We start from the raw sequence: 24,305 nt of genomic DNA, 5'->3' as shown, positions 1-24,305 counted from the left end.
GGCGAGCGAAAGCGAGCGCGACCAGAAACACAGGTGCGGACTACGCTGCCGCGCATGCCCGCGGCCCCCGTGACGACGCCCGTTCCGTTCAGCGAAGCCGAGTTGGACGCCGTGAAGTTCGACCATTCCGGTCTCGTCGCCGCGATCGTGCAGGAAGCGTCGACGGGCGCGGTGCTGATGTTCGCGTGGATGAACCGCGAGTCGTTGCGCAAGACGCTCGAGACCGGCCGCACGTGGTTCTGGAGCCGCAGTCGCCAAGAGTTCTGGTGCAAGGGCGAGACGTCGGGCGACCGGCAGTACGTGCGCCGCGCCGCGTACGACTGCGACATGGACGCGCTGCTGTTCGTCGTCGAGCAGGAAGGCGCGGGCGCCTGTCACACGGGTTCGCGGTCGTGCTTCTTCCGTGAGTTCGGCGGCGGCGCGACGCCCGGCGCGGTGTGAGCGGGTCTTCGGAGGGCGTTCACCCCACGCTCGACGAGTTCGTCGCGCTCGCAACCGAGTACGCGGTCGTCCCGGTCTGGCGCGAGGTGCTCGCCGACCTCGAGACGCCGCTGTCGGCGTTCGTGAAGCTGGTCGGTGATCGCGAAGGGTTCTTGCTCGAATCGGTGGAGCACGCGGAACGGTGGGGCCGCTTCTCGTTCCTCGGGCGCGATCCCGCGCTCACGCTCGTCGTGCGCGGCGACCGCGTCGAGTTCCTCGACGGCGAGCCGCCCGACGGCATCCCGACCGATGCCGGAAGTCTCGCCGCGATCGAGGCGCTGCTCGCGCGCTATCGCGCACCGACGATCCCGGAGCTGCCTCCGTTCCACGGCGGCATCGTCGGCTGGCTCGGTTACGACACGGTGCGCGAGATCGAGCGGCTGCCCGACGCGCCGCCCGACGACCAAGGCATGCCCGACGCGGTGCTGTGCCTCGCCGGTCAGGTCGCCGCGTTCGACCACTTCCGCCAGCGTCTGTTCCTGATCGAGAACGTGTATCCCGCGCCGGGCGCGTCGCGCGACGCGCTCACCACGGCCTACGCGCGTGCCTGCTCGCGACTCTCGGACGCGGTCGATGATCTCGCGCAGCCGTTGCCGTATCTCCCGACGCCGCCGCCGGGCGACGACCTGTCGGCGCGCCCCGAGGTCCGCAGACGCACTTCGGAGACGCAATACGCGGAATCGGTCGAGGCCGCGCGCGACTACATCCTCGCGGGCGACATCTTCCAGGTCGTGCTCGCTCAGCGCTTCGATCTCGTCGGCGACTTCGACCCGTTCGCGACGTATCGCGTGCTGCGGCTCGTGAACCCCTCGCCGTACATGTACTTCCTGCGCCATCCCGAGGCCACGATCGTCGGCTCGTCGCCGGAGCCGATGGTGCAGCTGCTCGACGGGCGCGTGATCAGCCGTCCGATCGCCGGCACGCGTCGTCGCGGTCGCACCGAGGAGCACGACCGCCGCATGGCTGCCGAGCTCACCGAGCATCCGAAGGAGCGCGCCGAGCACGTGATGCTCGTCGATCTCGCGCGCAACGACGTCGGACGCGTCGTGCGTTTCGGAACCGAGCACGTCGACGAGCTCATGACGCTCGAGCGTTACTCGCACGTGATGCACCTCACGAGTCAGGTCTCGGGCGACCTCGTCGATGCGAAGGGACCCGTCGACGTGCTGCGCGCGACGTTTCCCGCGGGCACGGTGAGCGGTGCGCCCAAGGTGCGTGCGATGGAGATCATCGACGAGCTCGAGCCGAGCAAGCGGGGCGCGTACGCGGGTGTCGTCGGCTATCTCGACTTCTCCGGCAACCTCGACACCGCGATCGCGATCCGCACGATGATCTGGCGGGACGGCGTCGCGAGCATCTCCGCGGGGGCCGGGATCGTCGCCGATTCGGTCGCCGCCGAAGAGGACCTGGAATGCCGCAACAAGGCGGGAGCGTTGCTCACCGCGGCCGAAGCGGCCCGCCGGCTGTTCCCGACCAAGGCCCAGGATGACTGACACCTACGAAGCACTCGTGTCACGCGCGGCGGTCGTCGACCGCAGCGATCGCGGCTCGGTGCGTGTGACGGGCCGGGACGCGGTGTCGTTCACCGACAGCCTGGTCTCGCAGGACATCACGACGCTCGGCGACGGCGAGGGCGCGCACTCGCTGCTGCTCCAGCCGCAGGGAAAGCTCACCGCCGACTTCCGCATGTTGCGGATCGGTGCCGAGGAGCTGTGGCTCGACACCGACGAAGGCTTCGGCGCGGTGCTCGCGGGCGGGCTGAACCGGTTCAAGATCCGCGTGCAGGTCGAGGTCGTCGACGTGAGCGACGACTGCGGTCAGCTCACGGTGCGCGGTCCCGACGCCGCGACCGTCGTGTCGGACGCGCTCGGAGTCGCGGTGCCGACGCAGCAGCACGCGCACGTCGCGTGGCGCGGCGCGCGGGTCGTGCGCGCCGACTGGCCGGGTTCATCGGGGGTCGACGTCGTCGGTCCGCGTCACGATGTCGACGACGCGATGCGTGCGCTCGTCGACGCGGGCGTCGGGCTCGCGGGCGAGGGCGCGCTCGAGGTCGTGCGCATCGAGGCCGGTGTCGTGCGCCAAGGCTTCGACGTCGACGAGACGACGATTCCGCAGGAAGCGTTCCTCGAGCGCGACGCGGTGTCGTTCACGAAGGGCTGCTTCCTCGGTCAAGAGCTCGTGTGCCGAATCGACACACGCGGTCACGTCAACCGTTCGCTGCGCGGGCTCACGCTCGAAGGCGACGTCGCGCGCGGCGCCGACGTCGTCGTCGGTGAGAAGGTCGTCGGGAAGGTCACGTCGATCGCGCGGTCACCGCGGCGGGGCGTGATCGCGCTCGCGATGCTGCGCCGCGAGGTCGAGCCCGGCGCCGCGGTGTCCGCTGCCGGCGTTGCCGCCGTCGTCCAGGACCTCCCCTTCCCGTAGTGGTACTGCGTTGCCGGCATATCGCCGGGCAACGCAGTACCACGGGTCAGACGGGGAGCACGGCGCCGCGGCTGACCGTGACGACGAAGCGGGCGCCGGGAGTCGCGCCGCCGTCGACCGACGCGGTGCCGCCCATGGCGCTGGCGAGCTCGCGCACGATCGCGAGGCCGAGGCCCGTGCCGATCGCGCGCTGCGGCCCCTCGCGACCGGTGTACAGGCGCTCGAAGACGCGGTCGCCGGCGTCGGCCGGGATGCCGGGACCGTCGTCGGCGACGGTGATCGTGATCGGCCCGTCGGCGCCGTTCCTGACCGTGCCCGCGACCGTGACCGCGACCGACGAGCGCGCGTACTTCAGCGCGTTCTCGACGAGGTTGGCGACGATCTGACCGAGTCGTTCGGGATCGAGGTCGGCCGGCAACGCGCCGCTCGCGTCGGCCGCGAGCGCGATGCCGACCTCGTCGGCGTGCGGGCGGAACGCCTCGACCGCGTCGCGCACGACCGCGGCGGCGTCGACCGGGCGTGGGTGCAGCGAGAACTGATGGCTGTCGAGACGCGACAGGTCGAGGAGATCGCCGACGAGCCGCTCGAGTCGGCGCGCCTCCGACATGATGATGACCGCGGCGCGTCGCCGACCGTCGGGATCGTCGCCGTCGAGCGTCCCGTCGGCGAGGGCCTCCGCGTAGCCGCGGATCGACGTGAGTGGTGTGCGCAGATCGTGCGACACGCTGAGCAGGAACGCGCGCTCCGAGCCGCGCGCGTTCTCGAGCTGCGCCGCCATGAGGTTCAGCGCGTGGGCGACGTCGGCGATCTCGTCGTCGGCGCGATCGTCCACCGCGACGCGCGCGGTGAGGTCGCCGCGAGCGAGCGTGCGCGCGGTCGACTCGACCGCCGCGAGCGGGCGCGTCAACCGGCGCGTGAGCCACAGCGAGATCGCGACGCACACGAGCAGCGCGGCGGCACCCGCGATCAGGAAGGCCGGGACCGCGCGGCCCGGCAGGTCGGTCTGCACGGGCTCGGTGAGCACGAGCACCGGCTGGTACACCTGCGCGGTGAGCGGGGGCAGCGGCTCGGCGAGGAAGGCGACGTCGCCGTGGCGGCCGGTGACGGTCGCGCCGGCAAGGAGATGCGACGCCCGCAGCGCGCTCGCGTCGACCGAGTCGGGCAGCGTGAAGAGGTCGTTGTCGGCCTGCCCGGCCGCGGTGAGGAGCGTGCCGAGGCGGCCGACGTGGGACGCGGCTGTGAGCGCGCCCTTCGCGTCGAGGAACACCAGGCGCGCGTCGGAGAGGCGGAGGGTGCCGCGGATCTGGCGCAGCGCCTGTCCGGCTTGCGCGAGCCGCAGGGCCTCCCGGTTTCCGCGGTTCGCGGCGACTTCCGCACGTTTCAGCGCGGTGGCGAGCTGGGTCACGTCGGTCTGGACCGTCGGGGCTTTCGACCGGAGGTCGTGCACCGCGGCGCGCTCGGCGGTGCCGTGCACGAACCCATAGGTGACGCCGCCCGCGAGCGCGAGCACGAGCACCGCGACGAGCACGAGGCTCACGAGCAGTCGCGTGCGGAGCGACGACCGCGTCTTCGAGGTCGACGCGGTCGCGTTCATCGCGGTCGGTCGAGCCGGTACCCGAGCCCGCGCACGGTCGTGATCGGCACCGCGTCGCCGACCTTCTTGCGCACCTGTGCGATGTGCACGTCGACCGTGCGCGCGTCACCGAACCAGTCGTAGCCCCACACGCCGTCGAGGATCTGCTGGCGCGAGAGCGCGAGCCCCGGACGTTCCGCAAGGAAGCGGAGGAGCTCGAACTCCTTCGTCGTGAACTCGACGGGCTCGTCGTCGACGCGCACCTCGCGTCGCCCGACGTCGATCGCGACGGTGCCGACCTGCACGACCTCGGCCGCGCCCGCGCCGCCGTCGACGCGTCGCAACACCGCCTTCACGCGCGCCACGAGCTCGGCGGGGGAGAAGGGCTTCGTGATGTAGTCGTCGGCGCCGAGCTCGAGACCGAGGATGCGGTCGACCTCGCCGTCCCGTGCGGTCAGGAAGATGACCGGGATGTTCGATGAGCGGCGCAGGCGGCGGCAGACCTCGAGCCCGTCGATGTCGGGCAGGCCGACGTCGAGCACGACGAGGCGCGGCCGTGAGCGGTCGACGGCCTCGAGCGCGGCCGCGCCGCTCGCGGCCTGCACGACCCGGTAACCCTCCCGAGTCAGATAGAGGTCGACGAGCGCGGCGATGTTCGTCTCGTCGTCGACCACCAGGATCGTGCCCTGCTCCATGCGCCTTCATCGTCGCGAAGAAGCAGCCAGCCAACGGTGATGGCTGTGTGAGGAGTTTGTGAGGCGGCGTTCCCGCAGGACCGGCCGGATCGCGTGGTGCGACCAGAAGGCTCAGGCGAGGCGATTGGCGCGCGCGATCGAGCCGAGCCATTCGGCCGACGGCTTGGGCGTGCGGCGCTGCGTCTCCCGGTCGACGGCCACGAGCCCGAAGCAGGGCAGGTAGCCCTGGGCCCACTCGAAGTTGTCCATCAGTGACCAGTGGAAGTAGCCGCGGACGTCGAGCCCGTCGTCGAGGCAGCGGCCGACACCGTCGAGCGCGTCCTTCGTGTAGCGGATGCGGAGCGCGTCGTCGGTTGTGCCGATGCCGTTCTCGGTGACGTAGATCGGTGTCTGCGCGGTCTCGGCCGCGTAGCGGATCGACACCTCGAGCCCTTGCGGCCAGTACTCGTAGCCCATGTCGAGGAGCTCGGAGCCGGCCGGGGGATCGGTCGGCATGCCGCGCTCGTCGAGGCGGATGATCGTGTACGCCTGCACGCCGAAGTAGTCGTCGCCGCGCGCGGCTTCGCAGAACTGTCCTTCGTGCCCGTAGCGCGTGCGCGCGAGCTTGTCGTCGCAGCCTTCGGGTGCCGACCAGTCGCTCATCGACAGCGTGAGCCCGAGCGGGAAGTCGCCGCGCCCGCCCTTGATCACGTCGTACGACTTGCGGTGCGCGGCGATGAGGTGCTCGTTCGCCTTCGCGAACGCGTCGAAGTCGCGGACGGCCGGAGGGAAGTCCGCCATGATGTAGCCGAGCGTCGACACGACGTTGGGCTCGTTGATCGTGCAGCCCATTCCGACGAGATCACCCAGTGCCGCGGTCGCACGCTCGCAGAAACGCGTGAAGCGATCGACGATCGCGGGGTTCGCCCACGTGCCGTCGGCGACGAGCCAGCGCGGTGTCGTGAAGTGGTGGTACGTGAGCACGGGCATCACGTCGTGCTCGAGGCAGCACGCGAGCATGCGCCGGTAGTGGTCGAGCGCGGCGCGCGAGAACTCGCCCTCCTCGGGCTCGATGCGCGACCACTCGAGCGAGAACCGGTACGCCTGGAACCCGAGGTCCGCGAGCATGCGGATGTCGTCGGGATAGCGGTGGAAGTGATCGACCGCGTCGCCCGAGACGTCGCGGCAGTGGGTGCCCTCGCGGTGCTCGAGCTCCCACCAGTCGTTGTTCCAGTTGCCGCCTTCGGTCTGGTGCGCGGCGGTCGCGGTGCCCCAGACGAAACCGTTCGGGAAGTCGATGCTCACGGGGCCGGACACTAGGCGGCGGCTGCTCGGCGCATTCGCTGTGTCATGCTCGGAGCGCATGGCGATCCTCGACGAGATCCTGGCGGTGAAGCGCGACGAGGTCACCGTGCTGCACCAGCCCAAGACGCGCGATCGCATCCAGAAGGCGGCGTTGAACGCGGCGCCGCCGCGCGACTTCACGGCCGCGTTGCGACGGTCCGACGGCCGGCTCGCGGTGATCTCGGAGATCAAGCGGCGGTCACCGTCGAAGGGCGACCTCGCGCCCGATCTCGATCCGGCCGCGTTGGCCGCGCGCTACGAGTCCGGCGGCGCGGCCGCGCTGTCGGTGTTGACCGACGGCCCGTTCTTCGGCGGCGCGGTCTCCGACCTCCAAGCCGCGCACGAAGCGACGGCCTTGCCCGCGTTGCGCAAGGACTTCGTCATCGACGAGGTGCAGGTCTACGAGACGCGTGGGATCGGTGCCGACGCGATGTTGTTGATCGTCGCCGCGATTCCCGATGACGGTTTGCTGTCGGACCTGCACTCGCTCGCGCGCTTGCTCGATCTCGCGGTGCTCGTCGAAGCGCACGACGCAGCCGAGGTCGAGCGCGCGGTCGCGTGCGGCGCGGGCATCGTGGGCGTGAACAGCCGCAGCCTCCAGACGTTCGCCGAAGACCTCGCGGTCGGCGAGGGGCTTGCGTCGATGCTGCCGCCCGAGGTCGTGCGCGTCGCGGAGAGCGCGGTGCGCTCGGTCGACGACGCCGCGCGCATGGCGGCCGCGGGCTTCGACGCGGTGCTCGTCGGCGAGGCGTTCGTGCGCGCCGACGATCCGGAGACGTTGCTGCGCAAGATGTCCGAGGTCGTCGTCGCGCAGTCGCGTCGAAGCTCGTAGAGTTGTCGCCGTGTTCGTGAAGATCTGCGGGATCACGACCGCGTCGGACGCGCTGCTCGCGACGAGCGTCGGCGCCGACGCGCTCGGCTTCGTGTTCGCACCGAGCGTGCGCCAGGTGCAGCCGGCCGATGTGCGGGAGATCGTGCGCCGGCTGCCGCACGGCGTCACGACCGTCGGCGTGTTCAGGAACGAGCGACCCGAGCGGGTCGTGACGATCCTGTCGAAGGTCGGGCTGCACGGCGTGCAGCTGCACGGGCACGAGCCGCTGAGCGAGGTCCGCTGGATCCGCGAGCGGGTGCCGTTCGTGATCCAGGCGTTCACCGCGGGCGACCCCGGCCTGGCGGCGGCCGCCAACGGGCCGGCCGACGCGGTGCTGATCGATTCGCCCAATCCCGGCTCGGGCCGGGTCTTCGACTGGACACTCGCCGAGGGCGCGCCGGGGGGCGTGAAGCTGGTCCTCTCGGGCGGGCTCAACCACGACAACGTGGCCGAGGCGATCGCCCGGGTGCGGCCGTGGGGTGTCGACGTGTCGAGCGGCGTCGAGGCGACGCCGGGCCGCAAGGACGCCCGCAAGCTCCGGCTGTTCGTCGAGGAGGCGCGGAAGGCGGGCGAGCTGCTCGCCGACGCCCACCTACCGCGCCGGGAGGGGACCTACGAGGGCTACGAGGGCGCTGGGTTCTCCGACCTCGACCTCACCTCCGAGTTCGTTCCGGACGGCATGTCCCGCGCCGTGCGCAACCGCCCCTTCGACTGGGCCCTCGACGCCTGAGCCGAGTGTCGGGCGCTGCCGGCGCCGCCCAGGGTCGCCGCCCGGCGGGCGGGATTCCCGGCGAAACGGGGAGGCGGCTCCCGTAACATGGCGGCTCCCCCGCCAGCGCTGTCGAGGAGCCCGCCCTGACGAAGCAGACGCCAGTGCCGACGCGCGGCGGCGCGGTGCAGCTCGACCCGCCGGGTCCGGAGCCCGAGGGCCTCGGCCGGTTCGGCGAGTGGGGCGGGCGCTTCGTGCCCGAGACCCTCGTCTCCGCGCTCGAGGAGCTCGAGGCCGAGTTCCGGCGGGCCTGGGGTTCCGACGAGTTCCGAGCCGAGTACGCGGCCCTGCTCGAGAGCTACGCAGGGCGGCCCACGCCGGTCACCGAGTGTCACCGGCTGAGTGATCGCCTCGGCGTCCGCGTCCTCCTCAAGCGCGAGGACCTCACCCACACGGGCTCGCACAAGATCAACAACGTCCTCGGCCAGTCGCTGCTGACCCGCCGCATGGGCAAGGAACGGGTCATCGCCGAGACCGGCGCGGGCCAGCACGGGGTCGCGACCGCGACCGCGGCGGCGCTCTTCGGCCTCGAGTGCACCGTGTACATGGGCGCGGTCGACGTCGAGCGTCAGGCCCTCAACGTGTGGCGCATGCGGCTGCTCGGCGCCGAGGTCGTGCCGGTCGAGTCCGGCAGCGCGACGCTCAAGGACGCGGTGAACGACGCGATGCGCGAGTGGGTCGCGAGCGTCGAGAGCACGCACTACTGCATCGGATCGGTGATGGGTCCGCACCCGTTCCCGTGGATCGTGCGCGAGTTCCAGCGCGTCGTCGGCGACGAGGCGCGTCGGCAGTGCCGCGCCGTGCTCGACGGCAAGGACCCCGATCTCGTCGTCGCGTGCGTCGGCGGCGGCTCGAACGCGATGGGCACGTTCGCAGGCTTCCTCGACACCGACGCCGCGCTCATCGGCGTCGAAGCCGGCGGCCTCGGGCTCGAGTCGGGCAAGCACGGCGCCGCGGTGACACGCGGCGTGCCCGGCGTCGTGCACGGCATGCGCTCGCTCTTCCTGCAGGACGAGGAGGGCCAGGTGCTCGAGGCGTCGTCGATCAGCGCGGGCCTCGACTATCCCGGCATCGGTCCCGAGCACGTCATGCTCGCGAACACCGGAAGGGCCCGCTACGAGGTCGCGACCGACGTCGAGGCGTTGAGTGGGTTCAAGCTGCTCTCGGCGACGGAAGGCATCGTGCCCGCGCTCGAACCTGCGCACGCGATCGGGTGGCTCGAACGCGAAGCCGGCCACTCCGTGCCGACCGGATCGACGGTGCTCGTCACGCTCTCCGGTCGCGGCGACAAGGACGCGGCGCAGGTCGCGGAGATGCTCGGGGAGCTCGGGTGAGTCGCGTCCCGCTCGAAACCCATCTCCGGAAGCGTCGTGACGAGGGCCGCAAGCTGCTCGCGCCGTACGTCACCGGCGGCCTCGGTGGCGCGTGGTGTGACGTCGTGCGCGCGTGCGCGGATGCGGGTGCCGACGCGATCGAGATCGGCATCCCGTTCTCCGATCCGGTCATGGACGGCAAGACGATCCAAGAGGCGAGCCAGCGCGCGCTCGAGCTCGGTGCGACACCGATGAGCGTGCTCGCGGGCGCGGCGCAGCTCGACGTCGACATCCCGCTCGTCGTCATGACGTACTACAACCTCGTCGCGCACGCGGGGCACGAGCGCTTCGCGCGCGCGCTCGTCGAGTCCGACATCGCGGGCGCGATCGTGCCCGACCTCCCGCTCGACGAGCTCGACGGTTGGGGTGACGCGGCCGTCGATGCCGGCGTCGAGACCGTGCTGCTCGCCTCGCCGACGACGACCGACGAACGCTTGCAGGCGATCTGCGCGCGCTCGCAGGGATTCGTGTACGGCGTGTCGTTGCTGGGTGTGACCGGCGAGCGGAGCGCGCTCACGGAGTCGGCGCACCGCATGGGCGCGCGGCTCAAGGCCACCACCGACAAGCCCGCGCTGCTCGGTGTCGGCATCTCCACCCCCGCGCAGGCGCAGGAAGCCGCAGCCGCGGCCGACGGTGTGATCATCGGCAGCGCGCTCGTCCGTCGTCTGCTCCAGGGCGGCGGACCGCAGGAGGCGCACGCGTTCGTCTCCGAGCTGCGGCACGCGCTCGACGAGTGACTCACACCGCTCGCCGGCGGCGAAGCACACGATCGACGAGCGCTCGCTCCCATCCCGCGTCGGAGCGGCGCGCGACCCCGGGGGGCGGCGACGGGTATCCCGGAGCCGAGTGAGCGCGACCGGATCAGTAGTCTCCAACGTCATGGCCGACAAGATCACGATGCGTAGCGACGGCACTCTCGAGGTGTCGGACGAACCGATCATCCCGTTCATCGAAGGCGACGGCACCGGCGTCGACATCTGGCCCGCCGCGCAGCTGGTGATGGACGCGGCGGCCAAGAAGCACGGGAAGTCGATCGCCTGGAAGGAGGTCCTCGCGGGCCAGAAGGCGTTCGACGCGACCGGCGACTGGCTGCCGCAGGAGACGGTCGACACCTTCCGCGAGTACCTCATCGGGATCAAGGGACCGCTCACCACGCCGGTCGGCGGCGGCATCCGCTCGCTCAACGTCGCGCTGCGCCAGATCCTCGACCTCTACGTGTGCCTGCGCCCGGTGCGGTGGTTCGAGGGCGTCCCCTCACCGGTGAAGCGGCCCGACCAGGTCGACATGGTGATCTTCCGCGAGAACACCGAGGACATCTACGCGGGCCTCGAGGTCGAGGAGGGCACGCCCGAGGCGAAGCGGCTCATCGAGCTGCTCGGCAAGGAGATGGGCTGGACGATCCGGCCCGACTCGGGCGTCGGCATCAAGCCGATCTCGGAGACGGGTTCGAAGCGCCTGATCCGCGCCGCCATCGAATACGCGGTGCAGCACGATCGCAAGTCGGTGACGCTCGTGCACAAGGGCAACATCCAGAAGTTCACCGAGGGTGCGTTCCGCAACTGGGGCTACGAGCTCACGCGTGACGAGTTCGCCGACGTCGCGGTCGGCTGGGACGACTGCAACGGCGACCCCGGCGACAAGATCCTCGTGAAGGACAACATCGCCGACATCACGTTGCAGCAGGTACTCACGCGACCGACCGACTTCGACGTGATCGCGACGACGAACCTCAACGGCGACTACCTCTCCGACGCGCTCGCCGCGCAGGTGGGCGGCATCGGCATCGCGCCGGGCGCCAACATCAACTACGTCACCGGCCACGGCGTCTTCGAGGCGACGCACGGCACCGCGCCGAAGTACGCAGGCCAGGACAAGGTGAACCCGGGTTCGCTGTTGCTGTCCGGCGTGCTGATGTTCGAGCACCTCGGCTGGACCGACGCCGCGCACGATGTCGTGCGCGCGCTCGAGGCGACGATCGCGGAGAAGGTCGTCACGTACGACTTCGCGCGACTGATGGACGGCGCGACGGAAGTCAAGACGTCGCAATTCGCGCAGGCCATCGTGGATCGTCTGTAGCGAGAAGATCAGAACGGGTAGTACGAGATGGTCACGCCGCCCGTGATCGTGCTGCTCATCGCGGCGACGCCCGTGTCGTCGATCACGAACTCGGCGCCGTAGATCAGGTACCCGACCGGCGCGTCGACTCGCGTGTAGGTGGCGTTCCCCGACGCATCGACGCGGACGATCTCGTACATCCGCGGTCGGTCGGGATCGCTCACGTCGCTCTGCACCGCGGTGAGCACGAGCACCAGCGAGCCGTCGGGCAGCGCCCGCGCCGCGCGGACGTCGATCGTGCTGACGGAGTCGGTGCCGGTGAAGGAGTACTGCCGGCCGTTCCCGCTCACGGACAGATCGAGCTGCGACGCAGGAGCGTGGAAGGTGATCGTGATCGCGCCGGGCTCCAGCGGCGCGTTGTCCGACGCTGGCACGTAACCCGATCCGTCGTCGTGGAGCTCGGCGGTGAGGGCGCCGTCCTCGGCCACCGAGTAGACGGTCGATCGGGCGACGACGAGCCGGGTGATCTCCGGTCCCGACGGTCCGGCGCCGGGGAAGCTGCCGATCTTCGAGCCGTCGAACGCGTCGTAGACGACGAGGTCGTTGTAGAACGCCGCGATCAACCGGTGCTGCGCGTTCCCGTCGAACACCGCCGCGGTCACCGCGGGTGACGGCAGGTCGAGGGTGCGGGTATACGGCGCCATGCCCTTCGGCTCGAACACGAGACGCCCGTTCGAGTGGTCGAACAGCTCCTTGTTGCCGACGCGGTCGGCGAGGAACGCGGCCGGGCCGCCGCTGGCGCCTTCGCCACCCGTCGTGGCGAACGACACCTGGTTGTCAGCCTTGCCCCACGCGAACGGCGCCGAGTACACCGCATTCGCGGGCGTCAGCTGGTCGACGGACGGCACTGCGTACGGGCTGCGGTTCACGAAGGGGAGTGTCGACGGAGGTGCGGTGTTCGCGACCGCGGTGGTCGTGGTGGTGGACGGCGCGACGGTGGTCGTGTCGTGGGCCGGCGGTGCGGAGTGGCGGGAGTCGTGGCCGAGCGCAAACGCCGCGGTGACGCCGGCGAGCACGACGACGGTCGCAAGGCCCGCGACCGCGGCGCGCTGGTTGCGGCGGTGCCGCACGATCCCGCGGTGCGCGCGGTCGCGCGCTCGCGTGGTCGCGCCCGATGACGCGGCGACGTCGGACGCGAGGTCGTGGAGCTCGGCGCGCAATGAACGTGGATCGTCAGTCATCTCGGCTCGTCTCCAGAAGGGCACGCAGCGCGGCGAGCCCGCGTGATGTCGTGCTCTTGACCGTCCCGAGTGAGCAGCCCATGACGCGCGCGCACTCGGCTTCCGACAGGTCTTCGTAGAACCGCAGCACGACCGCGGTGCGTTGGCGGTCGGGGAGCGCGTGCAACGCGTCGGTGAGCAGGGCGCGATCGACGATCGCGAGCTCGAAGTCGTCGGCGCGCGTCGCGGCGCCACCGACGATCGGCTCGTAACGCCGCGCGATCGCGAGGCGCCGCCCGCGCCCGCGGACCTGGTTCACGACCGCGAGCCGCAGATACGGCCAGAACTCCTCGACGCGACCCTTCGCCCACTTCGGCCAGACGCGCGCGATCGCGTCGGCGGCCGCGTCCTCGGCGCCGCCCTGATCGCCGGGCGCGAGCAACCACGCGAGGCGTACAGCGCGTGCGAAATGCGCGTCGAAGAGGGCGTCGAAGCCGGCGGGCGTGGCGGAGTGGAGCTCGGTCGCGGCGACATCGGCCGACGTCTGTGCCCCGACCTCTCGCGCCGACCCCGCCATCGCGACCATCAATCTCCCAGACGCGTCGTGCGTCGGAAAGGTTGAGCGCGTTCGGAACCGCGCTCGCCCCGCTCCCGATTCCGGAGGGGTGCGGTGCTACGTTCGACCGGCGCTCGAACGCCGAGATCGGCGCGGAGGGTTGGGCTCCGTCGACTGGTCCGTGGGAGGAGTTCACGTGCTGGGTGGCAAGAAGGTCGTCGTCGTGCTGCCGGCGTACAACGCGGAGTCGACGCTGGCGCGCGCGGTCGAGGAGTTGGACCGCGAGATCATCGACCTCGTCGTGCTCGTCGACGACGCGAGCGCGGACCAGACCGTCGAGGTCGCGAAGCGGATCGGCCTCGACCCGATCCGTCACGCGCAGAACCGGGGTTACGGCGCGAACCAGAAGACCTGTTACGCGCGGGCGCTCGAAGCGGGCGGCGACGTCGTCGTCATGGTGCATCCGGATTATCAGTACTCGCCGAAGCTGGTCGTGCCGATGGCCGGCATGGTCGTGAGCGGCGAGTACGACATGGTGCTCGGCTCGCGCATCCTCGCCCAGCGCGCGGTGCAACAGGGCATGCCGTGGTGGAAGTACATCGCGAACCGCGTGCTGACCGGTATCGAGAACGTCGTCGTGCGCGCCAAGCTCTCCGAGTACCACACCGGCCTGCGCGCGTTCAGCGGCGACCTGCTGCGTGCGCTCCCGCTCGAACGGAACTCCGACGATTTCGTGTTCGACAACCAGATGATCGTGCAGGCGCTCGCGGCCGACGCCAAGATCGGCGAGCTGTCGTGCCCGACCCGGTACGCCGACGATTCGTCTTCGATCGACTTCCGCTCGAGCGTCCGGTACGGCGTCGGTGTGCTGCGCACCGCGTGCCAGTACCGCCTGCATCGCATGGGCGTGCGGCGCTACCCGTACCTCGACGTCGACCGGCTGGTGGAACCGCGCGGGCGATCGCACGCCGGCGCGCCCGCGATCTCGTAGTCGTTCGTCAGCGCGCGCCGTGCGCGAAGACCCGCAATTGGATCAGCCAGGCGTGCATCACGAGCTCGCCGGATCGCAGCACCTTCTTGCGGAGCACGACCGGGTCGTAGCCGGCGCGGTCGAGCGCGGCGACCGATGCCGAAAAGTGCGTGTCGGTGGGGTCGAACAGCAGGATCTCGGTTGGCTTTCGCAGCGCGAGCTTCTGGCGCGCGCCGGCGGTCAACATCGGCGGCTTCGACCCGATGAGCGAGTTGAAGTTCGTGTGGTACTGCGCGGCCGGGATGTCGAGTGCTGCGTGCGGCGGCATGTTCCACCACAGCAGCAGGTCGTCGCCGGTGTACGTGGCCGGGCCGACGAACTTCGGCAACTCCGTCTCGATCCGATACTCGGCGAACGAGCGATCGGCGGTGCCACCCAGCGCGCTCGCGTACGCCGGCGGCGGGCCCTGCGCGATGGCCGATCCCGACAGCCGATGGTGCGCCGGGATCGGTGCGACCGTGAGGACGAGCACGCAACCGCTGATCACCACGATGGTCGCGGCGCCGATCCACGCGTGGCGCGCCGGCGCGAACCGGGCGCCCAGACGCGGCGCGCACGCGGCGAGAATCACCCCGGCCACGAGCAGATAGCCGAACGGACCCCAACCGAACGCAGGCACGTGCGGATCGGTCTCGTACACGAGCGGGATCACGAGCAACAGCGCGGCCGGTAGCCATCGCGCGGCGCGCGACGCAGCGAACAGCGGCTGCGCGATCTCGGCGAGGGCGATGGCGAGCGTCAGGCAGACGCCGGACCACAGCGCCGACGAGAAGTAGTGCATCTCGAGCACCTGCACCGAGCCGAGGAACTGTGCGGCCATGAAGAGGAGCAGTTGCAGCGTGAAGATCAGGCCGACGGTGAGTTGCGGCGTCGGAATGCGCACTCGCTTCTTCACGAACACGATCGCCCACGCGGCGGCGACCGCAGGCGGCACCAAGAGGTATGCGACGTACGGGGCCCAGCGCCAGGTCGTCGAGTGGTAACGGCGGGTTTGCTCGGGTTGGCTCAGAAAGCGGGCCGAGTCGAACGTCGGCCGGATGAAGTCGAGGTGTCCGAACATGTTCTCGAAGACGAGGCTCAGCACGATGGTCACGATCAGTGCTGCGCCCGCGAAGACGATGATCCCCGCGAGCACGCGTTTGCGATCGCGGATCAGGCCGATCGCGACGAGCCCGACGAAGGCGGCGACGGCCACGAATGCCCCGACGCCGAAGGTCCAGACTCCGGCCGTGTAGAGCGCAGCTCCGAGTGCGACCCAGATGCCGCGCCGTTTGGAAGGCATCGCCATGCAGGCGAGCGCGCCGGTTGCGTACGCGATGAGCGCGGAGTCGGGGTAGTCGGTACCCCACGCGGTGATGAACACGGGGTTGCTGAGCACGACGATCACACCGAGCGCGGCGGCGGGGCGGCCGTAGAGTCGGCGCAGCAGGAGATACGTCGGCGCGATCGCGATCAGCGCGAAGAAGTAGCGAGTGACGAAGAAACCCGGGAGCGCACCGAACAGCTCGTAGAAGAGATGTGCGGGCGCGAGGAATCCGATGCGATATGCCTCCCGCATGCGCGCCGACGGCGACATCACCGCGAAGTAGCGCGCGAACATGTCGCGCGAGTGCACGATGTACGCGGTGTGGATGCCGGGATCGGGCAGGTCGTTCGGCGCCATCGGGCGCATGCGCAGGACGTAGAACAGCACGACCGGCGAGACGAGGACCGCCATCGTCTCGGCTAGTCGCGAGGCCGCGAGCCGTTCGAGGATCGGTTGCGACGAGCTCGACGCGGTCGTGGCGTCCGAAGCGTCGCGATCAACAACCGTCGTCAACGGGCGGAAAATAGCATCCGCGCGCGTGCGACCGACGGCACCTCGCCGCGTGCCGCGCTCGTCCGCAGGTCAGGCGGTGAGCTGCTTCACGAGCCGGCTCAGCGGCTCGCGGAAGTCGGGGAGCAGGGGCACGCCGCCGAGGCGGAGCGCGGCGTTGTCGAGCACCGAGTTGCGGGGCCGCGGCGCGGGGCGGGGCGGCGTGAGCTCGGCGGTCGAGATCGGCTTCACCCGATCGGCGTCGAGGCCGGCCGCCGAAAGCACCTCGCGTGCGAACTCGTACCAGCTGACCGCGCCCTGGTTCGTGACGTGGAACACGCCCGGGCGGCGATCGATCGCGAACCGTTCGAGCATCACCGCGAGGTCGTCGGCGAACGAGGGGTGACCACGCTGGTCGTCGACGAACGTGAGCGTGTCGTGCTCGGCCGCGAGCCGCAGGATCGTCTTCACCATGTTGGCGCCGTACGCGCCGCACACCCACGACGTGCGCACCACGGTCGCGCTCGTACAACCTGCCGCCTCGGTCTCGCTCGCGAGCTTCGAGCGCCCGTACACCGAGCGCGGGTTCGGTCGGTCCCACTCCACGTACGGCTCGGGCTGGTCGCCGTCGAACACGTAGTCGGTGGAGATGGTGATCAGGTGCGCGTCGGTGCGCGCGCACGCCTCGGCGACGTATCGGGTTCCCAGCGCGTTCACGAGGAACGCGCGGTCGGGATCGCCTTCGCACGCGTCGACCGCGGTCCAGGCCGCGCAGTGCACGACGACATCGGGCCGTGTCGACGTGATCGCCTGGAGCACCGCGTCGCGGTCACCGACGTCGAGCGTCGCGTGGTCGGCGGCGACGACGGTGTGGCGTTCGGCCGCGTGGAAGCGCGCCGCGACCTCGTGGCCGACCTGGCCGCCGGCACCGGTGACGAAGATCCTCACGCGCCCGCCTTCAGCGGTTCCCACCACCACCGGTTCGCGCGGTACCACTCGACGGTCTCGGCGAGCGCCTCGTCGAGCGTGCGCTGCTTCTTCCAACCGAGCGCCGTGACCTTGGCGATGTCGACGGAGTAGCGGCGGTCGTGGCCGAGGCGGTCGGGCACGTACTCGACGAACGAGTCGTCGCGACCCAGCAGCGTGAGCAGTTTGTCGACGAGCACGCGGTTCGGCGTCTCGTTGCCGGCGCCGATGTTGTAGATGTCGCCCGGCTCGCCGCGCTCGAGCGCGAGGTGCACGCCCGCGCAGTGGTCGTCGACGTGGATCCAGTCGCGCTCGTTCAGGCCGTCGCCGTACAGCGGCACGCGCTTGCCGTCGAGCAGGTTCGTGGTGAAGAGCGGGATGACCTTCTCGGGGTACTGGAACGCCCCGAAGTTGTTCGTGCAGCGCGTGACGACGACCGGAAGCCCGTACGTGTGGTGATACGAGAGCGCGATCAGGTCGCTGCCCGCCTTCGACGCGGAGTACGGGGAGCGGGGCTCGAGCGGATCGCTCTCGCTCGACGACCCGACCTCGACCGATCCGTACACCTCGTCGGTGCCGATGTGCACGACGCGCGCCATCTCGAGGCGGCGCGCGGTGTCCATCACGATGTTCGTGCCGAAGCAGTTCGTGTTGATGAAGTCGTCCGGACCGGCGATCGAGCGGTCGACATGGCTCTCGGCCGCGAAGTGCACGACCGCGTCGTGCCCGCGCATCGCCGACTCGAGCGTGCCCGGGTCGGTGATGTTCCCCTTGACGAACTCGTAGCGCGGGCTGTCGTCGACGTCGCGCAAGGTCGAGAGATTGCCCGCGTAGGTGAGCGCGTCGTAGACCGTGACTTCGTCGTCGGTGTTCGCGAGCACATGGCGGACGTAGTTCGAGCCGATGAAGCCCGCGCCCCCGGTGACGAGGATCTTCACGTGCGCAGTGGCCACACCGGGCGCGCGCCGGCCTCGAGGTCGCGCCGCCAGGGGTTCTCGCGGTCGCGGTTCGAGAGCACCGGGTCCTTCACGTGCCAGTCGCCGTTGATCTCCGGGTCGTTGTACGCGACACCGAGCTCGTCGGCCGCGTTGTAGTAGCCGTCGACGAGATACGTGATCGTCATCTCGGTGAGCGACGCGAAGCCGTGCGCGACGCCGGGCGGGATGAACACGCCGCGGTGATCGTGCTCGACGCCGGTGCCCTCGGGGAGTCCGAGGTCGAACGACATGGTCGCCCCGTCGGTGGGGCTGCCGTGGCGCAGGTCGTGCAGCACGATGCGCGCGCGCCCGAACGGCACGTACCAGTAGTCGGCCTGGTGGAGGTGATAGTGGAGACCGACGACGCAGCCGGGGGAACGGTCGGCGCGGTTCGACTGGATCATCTCGCGCCCGTTCGGGATCCACGCGCGCCGGTAGGTCTCGACGAACAGACCGCGCGGGTCGCGGTGGATGACGGGCTCGACGAGATAGACGCCGGCGATCGTGTCCGACTCGGTGACCGTGGCCATCAGTGAGGGTCTCCTATTCGAGCTCGACGCGGGAATGGTCGCCCAACATGAGCCGGCTCGCCCGGGGCCGGAGCTGAGATCGTACGACCTCGACCTCGCGCCCGAGCAAGGAGTCCTGCAGCCGGTGGACGCCGACGATGCGGCTGCGTTCGAGGACGACGCTGTGCTCGATCTCGGAGTCGACGATCTCGCAGTCGTTCGCGATCGACGTGAACGGTCCGACGTACGCGTTCACGAGCTTCGCGTTCGCGCCGATGATCGCGGGACCGCGAACGGTCGACCGTTCGAGCTTCGCGCCCGCCTCGATCACGACGCGTCCGCTGACGCGGCTCTCGTCGTCGACGTCGCCGTCGATGCGCGGGGAGATCGTCTCGAGGATGAGGCGGTTGCAGTCGAGCAGCGGGTCCTTCTTGCCCGTGTCGATCCACCACCCGCGCAGCACTTCGTGCAGCACGTGGTGATCGTGATCGATGAGCCACTGGATCGCGTCGGTGATCTCGAGCTCGCCGCGTGGCGACGGTTCGATCGCGCGCACCGCCTCGTGGATCGTCGCGTCGAAGAGGTAGACGCCGACGAGCGCGAGATCCGACGGCGGGTCGGCCGGCTTCTCGATGAGTCGGAGGACGCGACCGTCGTCGTCGACCGCGGCGACACCGAACTGCCGCGGGTCGTCGACGTGCGCGAGGAGGATCTGCGCGGCCGGACGCGGCGCGCCCGATGCGTCGCCGAGCTGCGGCGCGCGATCGCGCGCGTGCCGGAAGTGGTCGATGAACTCGGCGATGCCCTGTTGGAGCATGTTGTCGCCGAGATACATCACGAAGTCGTCGTCGCCGAGGAAGTCGCGCGCGATGAGGACGCAGTGCGCGAGGCCGAGCGGCGCGTCCTGCGGGATGTAGGTGATCTGCGCGCCGAAGCGCGAGCCGTCGCCGAGCGCGGCCTCGATCTCGGCGCCGGTGTCGCCGACGACGATGCCGATGTCGGTGATGCCCGCGGCGACCATGTCCTCGAGCCCGTACATGATGATCGGCTTGTTCGCGATCGGCACGAGCTGCTTCGCGCTCGTGTGAGTGATCGGTCGCAGACGGGTGCCGGCCCCGCCGGACAGGATCAAGCCCTTCATATCGGCGCGCAGTTGTACCATGCCGGCCCGATGGCGAACGACCCCGGCAGTCGGGAGAAGCGGGACGGCTGCGATCTCTGCGAGGCCGCACGGATCACGCCCTGGTTCCACGAGGACGACGTCTGCTGGATCGCGGAGTGCGAGATCTGCGCGACGCCGATGGTCGTCTGGCGGGGCCACGGCACGGAGCCGCCGGCCGAGGAGCTTGCGCACATGCACGAGCAGCTCGCCCTCGTGGTCGCGGAGCACTTCACGTACGAGCACTACGTCGACGACAACATGCGGAACATCCCCGACCACTACCACGCGCACGCCCGCCCGAAGGGCGGCTTCTTCGGCCACGGGATGCGCCGTACCAACGGCTCGTGAACAGTGCCTGACCGCGAGCGCGGAGGCGAAGCGGGCGTGCGACGTGCGGCGAGTGGGCCGGAGCGGCTCGGCGCCGCCGGCGCCGTGAGCGGAAATGCCTGAACGGCCGGAGTACATCCTCACGATCGACCTGGGCACGTCGGGGCCGAAGGTCGCGCTCTTCACACCGCTCGGCGAGTACGTCGACGGTGAGTTCGAGCCCGTCGAGCTCCTGCTGTCGCCGGGCGGGGGCGCGGAGCAGCGACCCGCCGACTGGTGGTCCGGCATCGTCGCGGGCACGCGCCGGCTGCTCGATCGCACCGGCTCGACGGTGCGCGTCGACGACATCGTCGCCGTCTCGGTCACGTCGCAGTGGTCGGGGACGGTGCCCGTCGACCGCGAGGGCGTGCCGCTGCACGACGCGATCATCTGGATGGACTCGCGCGGCGCCGCGCAGATCCGCGACCTCGTGGGCGGTCCGGTCAAGGTCTCGGGTTACGACCCGCGCACGCTGCGCAAGTTCCTGCGCCTCACCGGCGGCGCGCCCGCGCACTCGGGCAAGGATCCGATCGCGCACATCCTCTGGTTGCAGGCGGAACGTCCCGATGTCGCGCGCGCCACCTACAAGTACCTCGAGCCGAAGGACTGGCTGAACCTCAAGCTCACGGGCCGCGCCGCGGCGACGTACGACTCGATCGTCGTGCACTGGCTCACCGACAACCGCGATCTCGCGCACATCGACTACGTGCCCGAGCTGCTCGCGCTCGCGGGTATCGACCGCGCGCAGCTGCCCGACCTGATCGCCGCGACCGACGTGCTCGCGCCGTTGAGTGCGACGGCGGCCGCGGAGCTCGGCGTGCCCGCGGGCATCCCCGTCGTCGGCGGTACGCCCGATCTGCAATCCGCGGCCGTCGGCTCCGGTGCGGTGCGCGACTTCGAAGGCCACCTGTACCTCGGTACGTCGTCGTGGCTCACGTGTCACGTGCCGTTCAAGAAGACCGACATCCTGCACGGCGTCGCGTCGCTGCCGTCGCCGCTGCCCGGCAAGTACTACGTCGCCGACGAGCAGGAGACCGCGGGCGCGTGCCTCAACTACCTGCGCGATCGCGTCTTCTTCCCGGACGACGGCCTGGGCACGGGACCGGCGCCGGTCGACGTGTACCAGCGCTTCGACACGCTCGCCGCGACCGCGCCCGCGGGCAGCCACCGCGTGATCTTCACGCCGTGGCTCAACGGCGAGCGCACACCGGTCGACGACCACACGGTGCGCGCCGCGTGGATGAACCAGTCGCTCTCGACGACCCGAGCCGACCTGATCCGCTCGACCCTCGAAGGCGTCGCGTACAACTCGCGCTGGCTGTTGGAAGTCGTCGAGAAGTTCACCGGGCGGCAGTTCGACGGTCTCAACGCGATCGGTGGAGGCGCCGCGTCGCCATTGTGGTGCCAGATCCACGCCGACGTGCTCGACCGGACGATCCGGCAGGTCGAGCACCCGATCCGGGCGAACGCGCGCGGTGCGGCGCTGATCGGCGCGCTCGCGCTGAAGCGAGTCACCGTCGACGACATCGGGCGCCGGGTCACGGTCACGAAGACGTTCACGCCCCAGCGCGAGCACCGCGCGATCTACGACGACCTGTATCGCGAGTTCCGCGCGACCTACAAGCACAACCGTGCGATGTACCGGAAGCTGAACGGCGGACAGGGATGACCGACGAAGTAGCCCGACGGCCCTCCGACGGCGCGCCGATGACTGCGACATCGGCATCGGCTCGCTTTGGCGAGATGCCACCGGTAGCCCGACGGCCCTCCGACGGCGCGCCGATGCCTGCGACATCGGCATCGGCTCCCTTTGGCGAGATGCCACCGGTAGCCCGGCGGCCCTCCGACGGCGCGCCGATGACTGCGACATCGGCATCGGCTCCCTTTGGCGAGATGTCACCGGTAGCCCGACGGCCCTCCGACGGCGCGCCGATGCCGATGCGCGATTGGGGTCTGCTCACGGACGCGGAGGTGGAGCGCGTCGTCATCGTGTCGCCGCACCTCGACGACGCGGTGCTCGGCTGCGGCTTGTTCATGCTTGCCCATCCCGGTGCGACCGTCGTCACCGTCTTCGCCGGCAACCCGCCCGCGTACCCCACGGCGATGCGCTACTGGGACGTGCAGGGCGGCTTCGGACCCGACGACGACGTCATGGCCGTGCGCCGGGCCGAGGACGACGCCGCGCTGAAGCTCGTCGGCGCAACCGCGCGTCATCTCGACTTCATCGAGCACACGTACCTCCCGGGCGATCGTCCGGTCGCGCCGGACGTCATCGCCGGCCCACTCGGCGACGCGCTGCGCGCGCTCGATCCGACCGCGGTGCTCGCGCCGTTCGGCCTCGCGAACCCGGATCACGACGTGACGCACGATGCCGCGATGCTCGTGCGCGACGCGATGCCCGACGTCGCCTGGTTCTGTTACGAAGACTGCGGCTACAAGCACATCCCCGGGATGCTCGCGTGGCGCGTCGCGCGTCTGTTCAAGCGCCGGATCTGGGCGACGCCCGCGTGCCCGACGGTGTCGACCGACCACGCTCGCAAGCGGGCCGCGGTCGAGTGCTATCCGACGCAGGTGCTCGCGCTCGAGGACGACTGGCGGATCCTTGCGAAGCTCGACGCGCCCGCGCCCGAGCAGTACTGGCGGCTGGCCCTGCCGCCGTCCGGTTGGCCCGATTTGCCCGCCTAGACTTGCGTTTCCCTTTCCGATCGGAAGGGGCCGGGGCGAGGGAATCCGAGCTTGGCCAACGCAGTGCAGACGCGCCCACTCGTGCGCGTCCCGGGGACTCGGGTGCGCGCCGTCTCGACCTCGCGGGCGACGGCGTTGGGCGTCGCGGTCGGTGCCGTCGCCGCCGTCTTCTACTTCCTCGGCGCGGGCCGCGCCCTCGACTTCGACTCGAGCGTCACCGTCGGCATCTTCGTCAAGACCGGCTCGCTGCTCGACCCGCTCAAACGGCAGGTCGCGCTCAACAACCATCCACTGTTCTCGATCATCGAGCACGTGCTGTGGACGCTCGGGCTGCGGTCGGAGGTGTGGCTTCGCATCCCGCCGATCCTGTTCGGCGTCGCGACGATCGCGATCGTCACCGCGTGGTGCGCGCGGTCGTTCGGTGTCGTGCCCGCGTTGAGCGCGGGCGCGATCGTCGCCGCGAACCCGATGTTCGCCCAGTTGTCGCGCCAGCTTCGCGGCTACAGCCTGTTGAGCCTCTGCGCGGTGTCGTCGACGCTGCTGCTGTGGCGCCTCGTCGAGCGCAGCAACCGACCGATTCCGTCGTGGGTGCCGGTGGCCTACGTGCTGTTCACCGCCGCGGGCATCGCGACCCACCTCTACGGCGGCATCGTGCTGCTCGTGCACATCGGTATCGTCGTCGCGCGCAAGGAGATGGACGCGACGTGGTACTGGCGCTGGATCCTCAGCGCGGGCATCGGCGGAGTCGTCTACCTGCCGACGATCAACACCGTGCTGAACACGCGCAACAGCCGGACCTTCTACCTGACATTCCCGCGCGACGTCGCCGAGTCCCTCTTGGGGCAGGCGACCGTCGCGGTCGTCGCGCTCGCGCTCGTCGTCGCCTACGCGGTGTGGATGGCGCACCGTCGGCCGAGCGCAGTGGGCGGCGTGGTCGCGATGGCGATCATCTTCCTGTTCGTGTGGCTCGTCGCGCAGCCGCAGTTCCTCGTGTTCCGCTATCTCGTCTGGTTGGTCCCGGGCGTCGCCCTCGCGGCGGCGATCGCCGTTGCGCGCCGGCCCGGCCTCGTCGTGCTCGTCGTCATTGCCGTGGTCGCGATGGTCGTGCACGAGCAGAGCTACTGGACGCAGACCGAGGTGCCGACCGCGCAGATGGCCGCGGTCGTCGACGCGGCACGCGCCGAGCACCTCACCGTGTGCGGGATCAATCACACGGGCGTGGGAGTCGTCGGCTACACGCCGCAGCCCGTGAAGGCGCTCACGCCGCGCGCGGTGCTCGACTGCGACGTCGCGATCGGCTTCTACCTCACGCCCGCGTTCGACCGGGTCGAGCGGCGCGCCTTCCCGTACGCGTGGACGCTCCCCGGTGGTGTCGCCGGTTTCGTCTACTCGAAGCGGCCGCGGTCGTTCATCGACGCAGCCATGCCCGCACCGAAGCTCACGCTGAAGACGCACCCGAAGACCTGGCCGAAATAG

Annotated in this window: 23 protein-coding genes; 13 read left to right on the top strand and 10 right to left on the bottom strand. The window is 70.3% G+C overall.

From position 1 onward, the window contains the following. Positions 1-54: 54 nt before the first annotated feature. The 3 genes from hisI to VH914_07840 are packed head-to-tail and all read left to right on the top strand — an operon-like array spanning position 55 to position 2,904. A complete protein-coding gene (gene hisI / locus VH914_07850; GenBank protein ID HEX4491101.1) occupies positions 55-441 on the top strand; it encodes a phosphoribosyl-AMP cyclohydrolase in 387 nt (128 codons plus the stop codon). After that, positions 438-1,973, top strand: coding sequence for an anthranilate synthase component I (gene trpE / locus VH914_07845; GenBank protein HEX4491100.1), 1,536 nt, complete (start codon positions 438-440; stop codon positions 1,971-1,973). Before hisI ends, trpE begins: the two co-directional genes overlap by 4 nt. Next, positions 1,966-2,904 (top strand): glycine cleavage T C-terminal barrel domain-containing protein, encoded by a 939-nt coding sequence (locus tag VH914_07840; GenBank protein HEX4491099.1) that lies wholly within the window; start codon positions 1,966-1,968, stop codon positions 2,902-2,904. Before trpE ends, VH914_07840 begins: the two co-directional genes overlap by 8 nt. Before the next feature lie 46 nt (positions 2,905-2,950). On the opposite strand, the gene VH914_07835 is transcribed toward VH914_07840, so the two are convergent. The 3 genes from VH914_07835 to VH914_07825 all read right to left on the bottom strand — a co-directional run bounded on the left by VH914_07835 (position 2,951) and on the right by VH914_07825 (position 6,456). Then, positions 2,951-4,498, bottom strand: a complete 1,548-nt coding sequence (locus tag VH914_07835) for an ATP-binding protein (protein HEX4491098.1) — start codon at positions 4,496-4,498, stop codon at positions 2,951-2,953. Continuing rightward, positions 4,495-5,172, bottom strand: coding sequence for a response regulator transcription factor (locus tag VH914_07830; protein ID HEX4491097.1), 678 nt, complete (start codon positions 5,170-5,172; stop codon positions 4,495-4,497). Before VH914_07830 ends, VH914_07835 begins: the two co-directional genes overlap by 4 nt. A 111-nt stretch (positions 5,173-5,283) precedes the next feature. Next, a complete protein-coding gene (locus VH914_07825; protein HEX4491096.1) occupies positions 5,284-6,456 on the bottom strand; it encodes a glycoside hydrolase family 1 protein in 1,173 nt (390 codons plus the stop codon). A 58-nt stretch (positions 6,457-6,514) separates the two neighbouring features. On the opposite strand from VH914_07825, the gene trpC reads away from it, so the two are divergent. From trpC to icd, 5 genes are all read left to right on the top strand, one after another. Continuing rightward, a complete protein-coding gene (trpC, locus tag VH914_07820) occupies positions 6,515-7,327 on the top strand; it encodes an indole-3-glycerol phosphate synthase TrpC (protein HEX4491095.1) in 813 nt (270 codons plus the stop codon). 10 nt (positions 7,328-7,337) lie between these two features. Further along, a complete protein-coding gene (locus tag VH914_07815; protein ID HEX4491094.1) occupies positions 7,338-8,096 on the top strand; it encodes a phosphoribosylanthranilate isomerase in 759 nt (252 codons plus the stop codon). Positions 8,097-8,239: 143 nt separating this feature from the next. Then, entirely contained in the window at positions 8,240-9,469 is a 1,230-nt protein-coding gene (gene trpB, locus VH914_07810; protein ID HEX4491093.1) for a tryptophan synthase subunit beta, read from the top strand. Continuing rightward, positions 9,466-10,245, top strand: a complete 780-nt coding sequence (gene trpA, locus VH914_07805) for a tryptophan synthase subunit alpha (protein HEX4491092.1) — start codon at positions 9,466-9,468, stop codon at positions 10,243-10,245. Before trpB ends, trpA begins: the two co-directional genes overlap by 4 nt. Before the next feature lie 109 nt (positions 10,246-10,354). Further along, positions 10,355-11,584: an NADP-dependent isocitrate dehydrogenase gene (icd, locus tag VH914_07800; GenBank protein HEX4491091.1), complete on the top strand. Its 1,230-nt coding sequence runs from the start codon at positions 10,355-10,357 to the stop codon at positions 11,582-11,584. An 8-nt stretch (positions 11,585-11,592) separates the two neighbouring features. Here icd and VH914_07795 read toward each other — a convergent pair whose 3' ends face one another. Beyond that, the gene (locus VH914_07795; GenBank protein HEX4491090.1) at positions 11,593-12,804 is read right to left on the bottom strand and encodes a hypothetical protein; all 1,212 of its coding nucleotides are present in this window, start codon (positions 12,802-12,804) and stop codon (positions 11,593-11,595) included. Beyond that, positions 12,797-13,360 (bottom strand): sigma-70 family RNA polymerase sigma factor, encoded by a 564-nt coding sequence (locus tag VH914_07790; GenBank protein HEX4491089.1) that lies wholly within the window; start codon positions 13,358-13,360, stop codon positions 12,797-12,799. The genes VH914_07795 and VH914_07790 overlap by 8 nt, the downstream gene beginning before the upstream one ends. 175 nt (positions 13,361-13,535) lie before the next feature. Here VH914_07790 and VH914_07785 point away from each other — a divergent pair, with 175 nt between their 5' ends. Then, positions 13,536-14,330: a glycosyltransferase family 2 protein gene (locus tag VH914_07785; GenBank protein HEX4491088.1), complete on the top strand. Its 795-nt coding sequence runs from the start codon at positions 13,536-13,538 to the stop codon at positions 14,328-14,330. A gap of 7 nt (positions 14,331-14,337) precedes the next feature. Here the strand turns inward: VH914_07785 and VH914_07780 are convergent, their stop codons facing one another. The 5 genes from VH914_07780 to VH914_07760 form a co-directional block, all read right to left on the bottom strand. Beyond that, on the bottom strand, positions 14,338-16,188 hold the full coding sequence (locus VH914_07780) for a hypothetical protein (protein HEX4491087.1): 1,851 nt from the start codon (positions 16,186-16,188) through the stop codon (positions 14,338-14,340). Between the two features lie 69 nt (positions 16,189-16,257). Then, positions 16,258-17,112 (bottom strand): dTDP-4-dehydrorhamnose reductase, encoded by an 855-nt coding sequence (rfbD, locus tag VH914_07775; GenBank protein ID HEX4491086.1) that lies wholly within the window; start codon positions 17,110-17,112, stop codon positions 16,258-16,260. Beyond that, on the bottom strand, positions 17,109-18,068 hold the full coding sequence (rfbB, locus tag VH914_07770; GenBank protein ID HEX4491085.1) for a dTDP-glucose 4,6-dehydratase: 960 nt from the start codon (positions 18,066-18,068) through the stop codon (positions 17,109-17,111). The genes rfbD and rfbB overlap by 4 nt, the downstream gene beginning before the upstream one ends. Continuing rightward, positions 18,065-18,637 (bottom strand): dTDP-4-dehydrorhamnose 3,5-epimerase family protein, encoded by a 573-nt coding sequence (locus tag VH914_07765; GenBank protein HEX4491084.1) that lies wholly within the window; start codon positions 18,635-18,637, stop codon positions 18,065-18,067. Before VH914_07765 ends, rfbB begins: the two co-directional genes overlap by 4 nt. Before the next feature lie 13 nt (positions 18,638-18,650). Further along, a complete protein-coding gene (locus VH914_07760) occupies positions 18,651-19,757 on the bottom strand; it encodes a glucose-1-phosphate thymidylyltransferase (GenBank protein ID HEX4491083.1) in 1,107 nt (368 codons plus the stop codon). Between the two features lie 30 nt (positions 19,758-19,787). On the opposite strand from VH914_07760, the gene VH914_07755 reads away from it, so the two are divergent. The 4 genes from VH914_07755 (at position 19,788) to VH914_07740 (ending at position 24,305) form a co-directional block, all read left to right on the top strand. Further along, complete coding sequence (locus tag VH914_07755) at positions 19,788-20,126, top strand: hypothetical protein (GenBank protein HEX4491082.1); 339 nt, start codon at positions 19,788-19,790, stop codon at positions 20,124-20,126. A gap of 94 nt (positions 20,127-20,220) precedes the next feature. Beyond that, entirely contained in the window at positions 20,221-21,813 is a 1,593-nt protein-coding gene (locus tag VH914_07750) for an FGGY-family carbohydrate kinase (GenBank protein HEX4491081.1), read from the top strand. A gap of 263 nt (positions 21,814-22,076) precedes the next feature. Continuing rightward, on the top strand, positions 22,077-22,829 hold the full coding sequence (locus VH914_07745) for a PIG-L family deacetylase (GenBank protein ID HEX4491080.1): 753 nt from the start codon (positions 22,077-22,079) through the stop codon (positions 22,827-22,829). Between the two features lie 51 nt (positions 22,830-22,880). After that, the gene (locus VH914_07740) at positions 22,881-24,305 is read left to right on the top strand and encodes a glycosyltransferase family 39 protein (protein HEX4491079.1); all 1,425 of its coding nucleotides are present in this window, start codon (positions 22,881-22,883) and stop codon (positions 24,303-24,305) included.

Source organism: Acidimicrobiia bacterium (genome assembly GCA_036271555.1).
In the GTDB taxonomy this organism is placed as follows: Bacteria; Actinomycetota; Acidimicrobiia; order IMCC26256; family PALSA-610; genus DATBAK01.
Note: the sequence above shows the minus strand (reverse complement) of the source record. Positions and strands in the feature narration are given on the sequence as shown.

What these genes read in the sequence shown, in the direction of transcription:
- VH914_07750 (HEX4491081.1), top strand. Translation starts at nt 20,221, where the DNA reads ATGCCTGAACGGCCGGAGTACATCCTCACGATCGACCTGGGCACGTCG.
- hisI (HEX4491101.1), top strand. Translation starts at nt 55, where the DNA reads ATGCCCGCGGCCCCCGTGACGACGCCCGTTCCGTTCAGCGAAGCCGAG.
- VH914_07760 (HEX4491083.1), bottom strand. Translation starts at nt 19,757, where the DNA reads ATGAAGGGCTTGATCCTGTCCGGCGGGGCCGGCACCCGTCTGCGACCG.
- trpC (HEX4491095.1), top strand. Translation starts at nt 6,515, where the DNA reads ATGGCGATCCTCGACGAGATCCTGGCGGTGAAGCGCGACGAGGTCACC.
- VH914_07745 (HEX4491080.1), top strand. Translation starts at nt 22,077, where the DNA reads ATGCCGATGCGCGATTGGGGTCTGCTCACGGACGCGGAGGTGGAGCGC.
- VH914_07765 (HEX4491084.1), bottom strand. Translation starts at nt 18,637, where the DNA reads ATGGCCACGGTCACCGAGTCGGACACGATCGCCGGCGTCTATCTCGTC.
- VH914_07755 (HEX4491082.1), top strand. Translation starts at nt 19,788, where the DNA reads ATGGCGAACGACCCCGGCAGTCGGGAGAAGCGGGACGGCTGCGATCTC.
- VH914_07830 (HEX4491097.1), bottom strand. Translation starts at nt 5,172, where the DNA reads ATGGAGCAGGGCACGATCCTGGTGGTCGACGACGAGACGAACATCGCC.
- VH914_07795 (HEX4491090.1), bottom strand. Translation starts at nt 12,804, where the DNA reads ATGACTGACGATCCACGTTCATTGCGCGCCGAGCTCCACGACCTCGCG.
- VH914_07840 (HEX4491099.1), top strand. Translation starts at nt 1,966, where the DNA reads ATGACTGACACCTACGAAGCACTCGTGTCACGCGCGGCGGTCGTCGAC.
- VH914_07790 (HEX4491089.1), bottom strand. Translation starts at nt 13,360, where the DNA reads ATGGCGGGGTCGGCGCGAGAGGTCGGGGCACAGACGTCGGCCGATGTC.
- VH914_07835 (HEX4491098.1), bottom strand. Translation starts at nt 4,498, where the DNA reads ATGAACGCGACCGCGTCGACCTCGAAGACGCGGTCGTCGCTCCGCACG.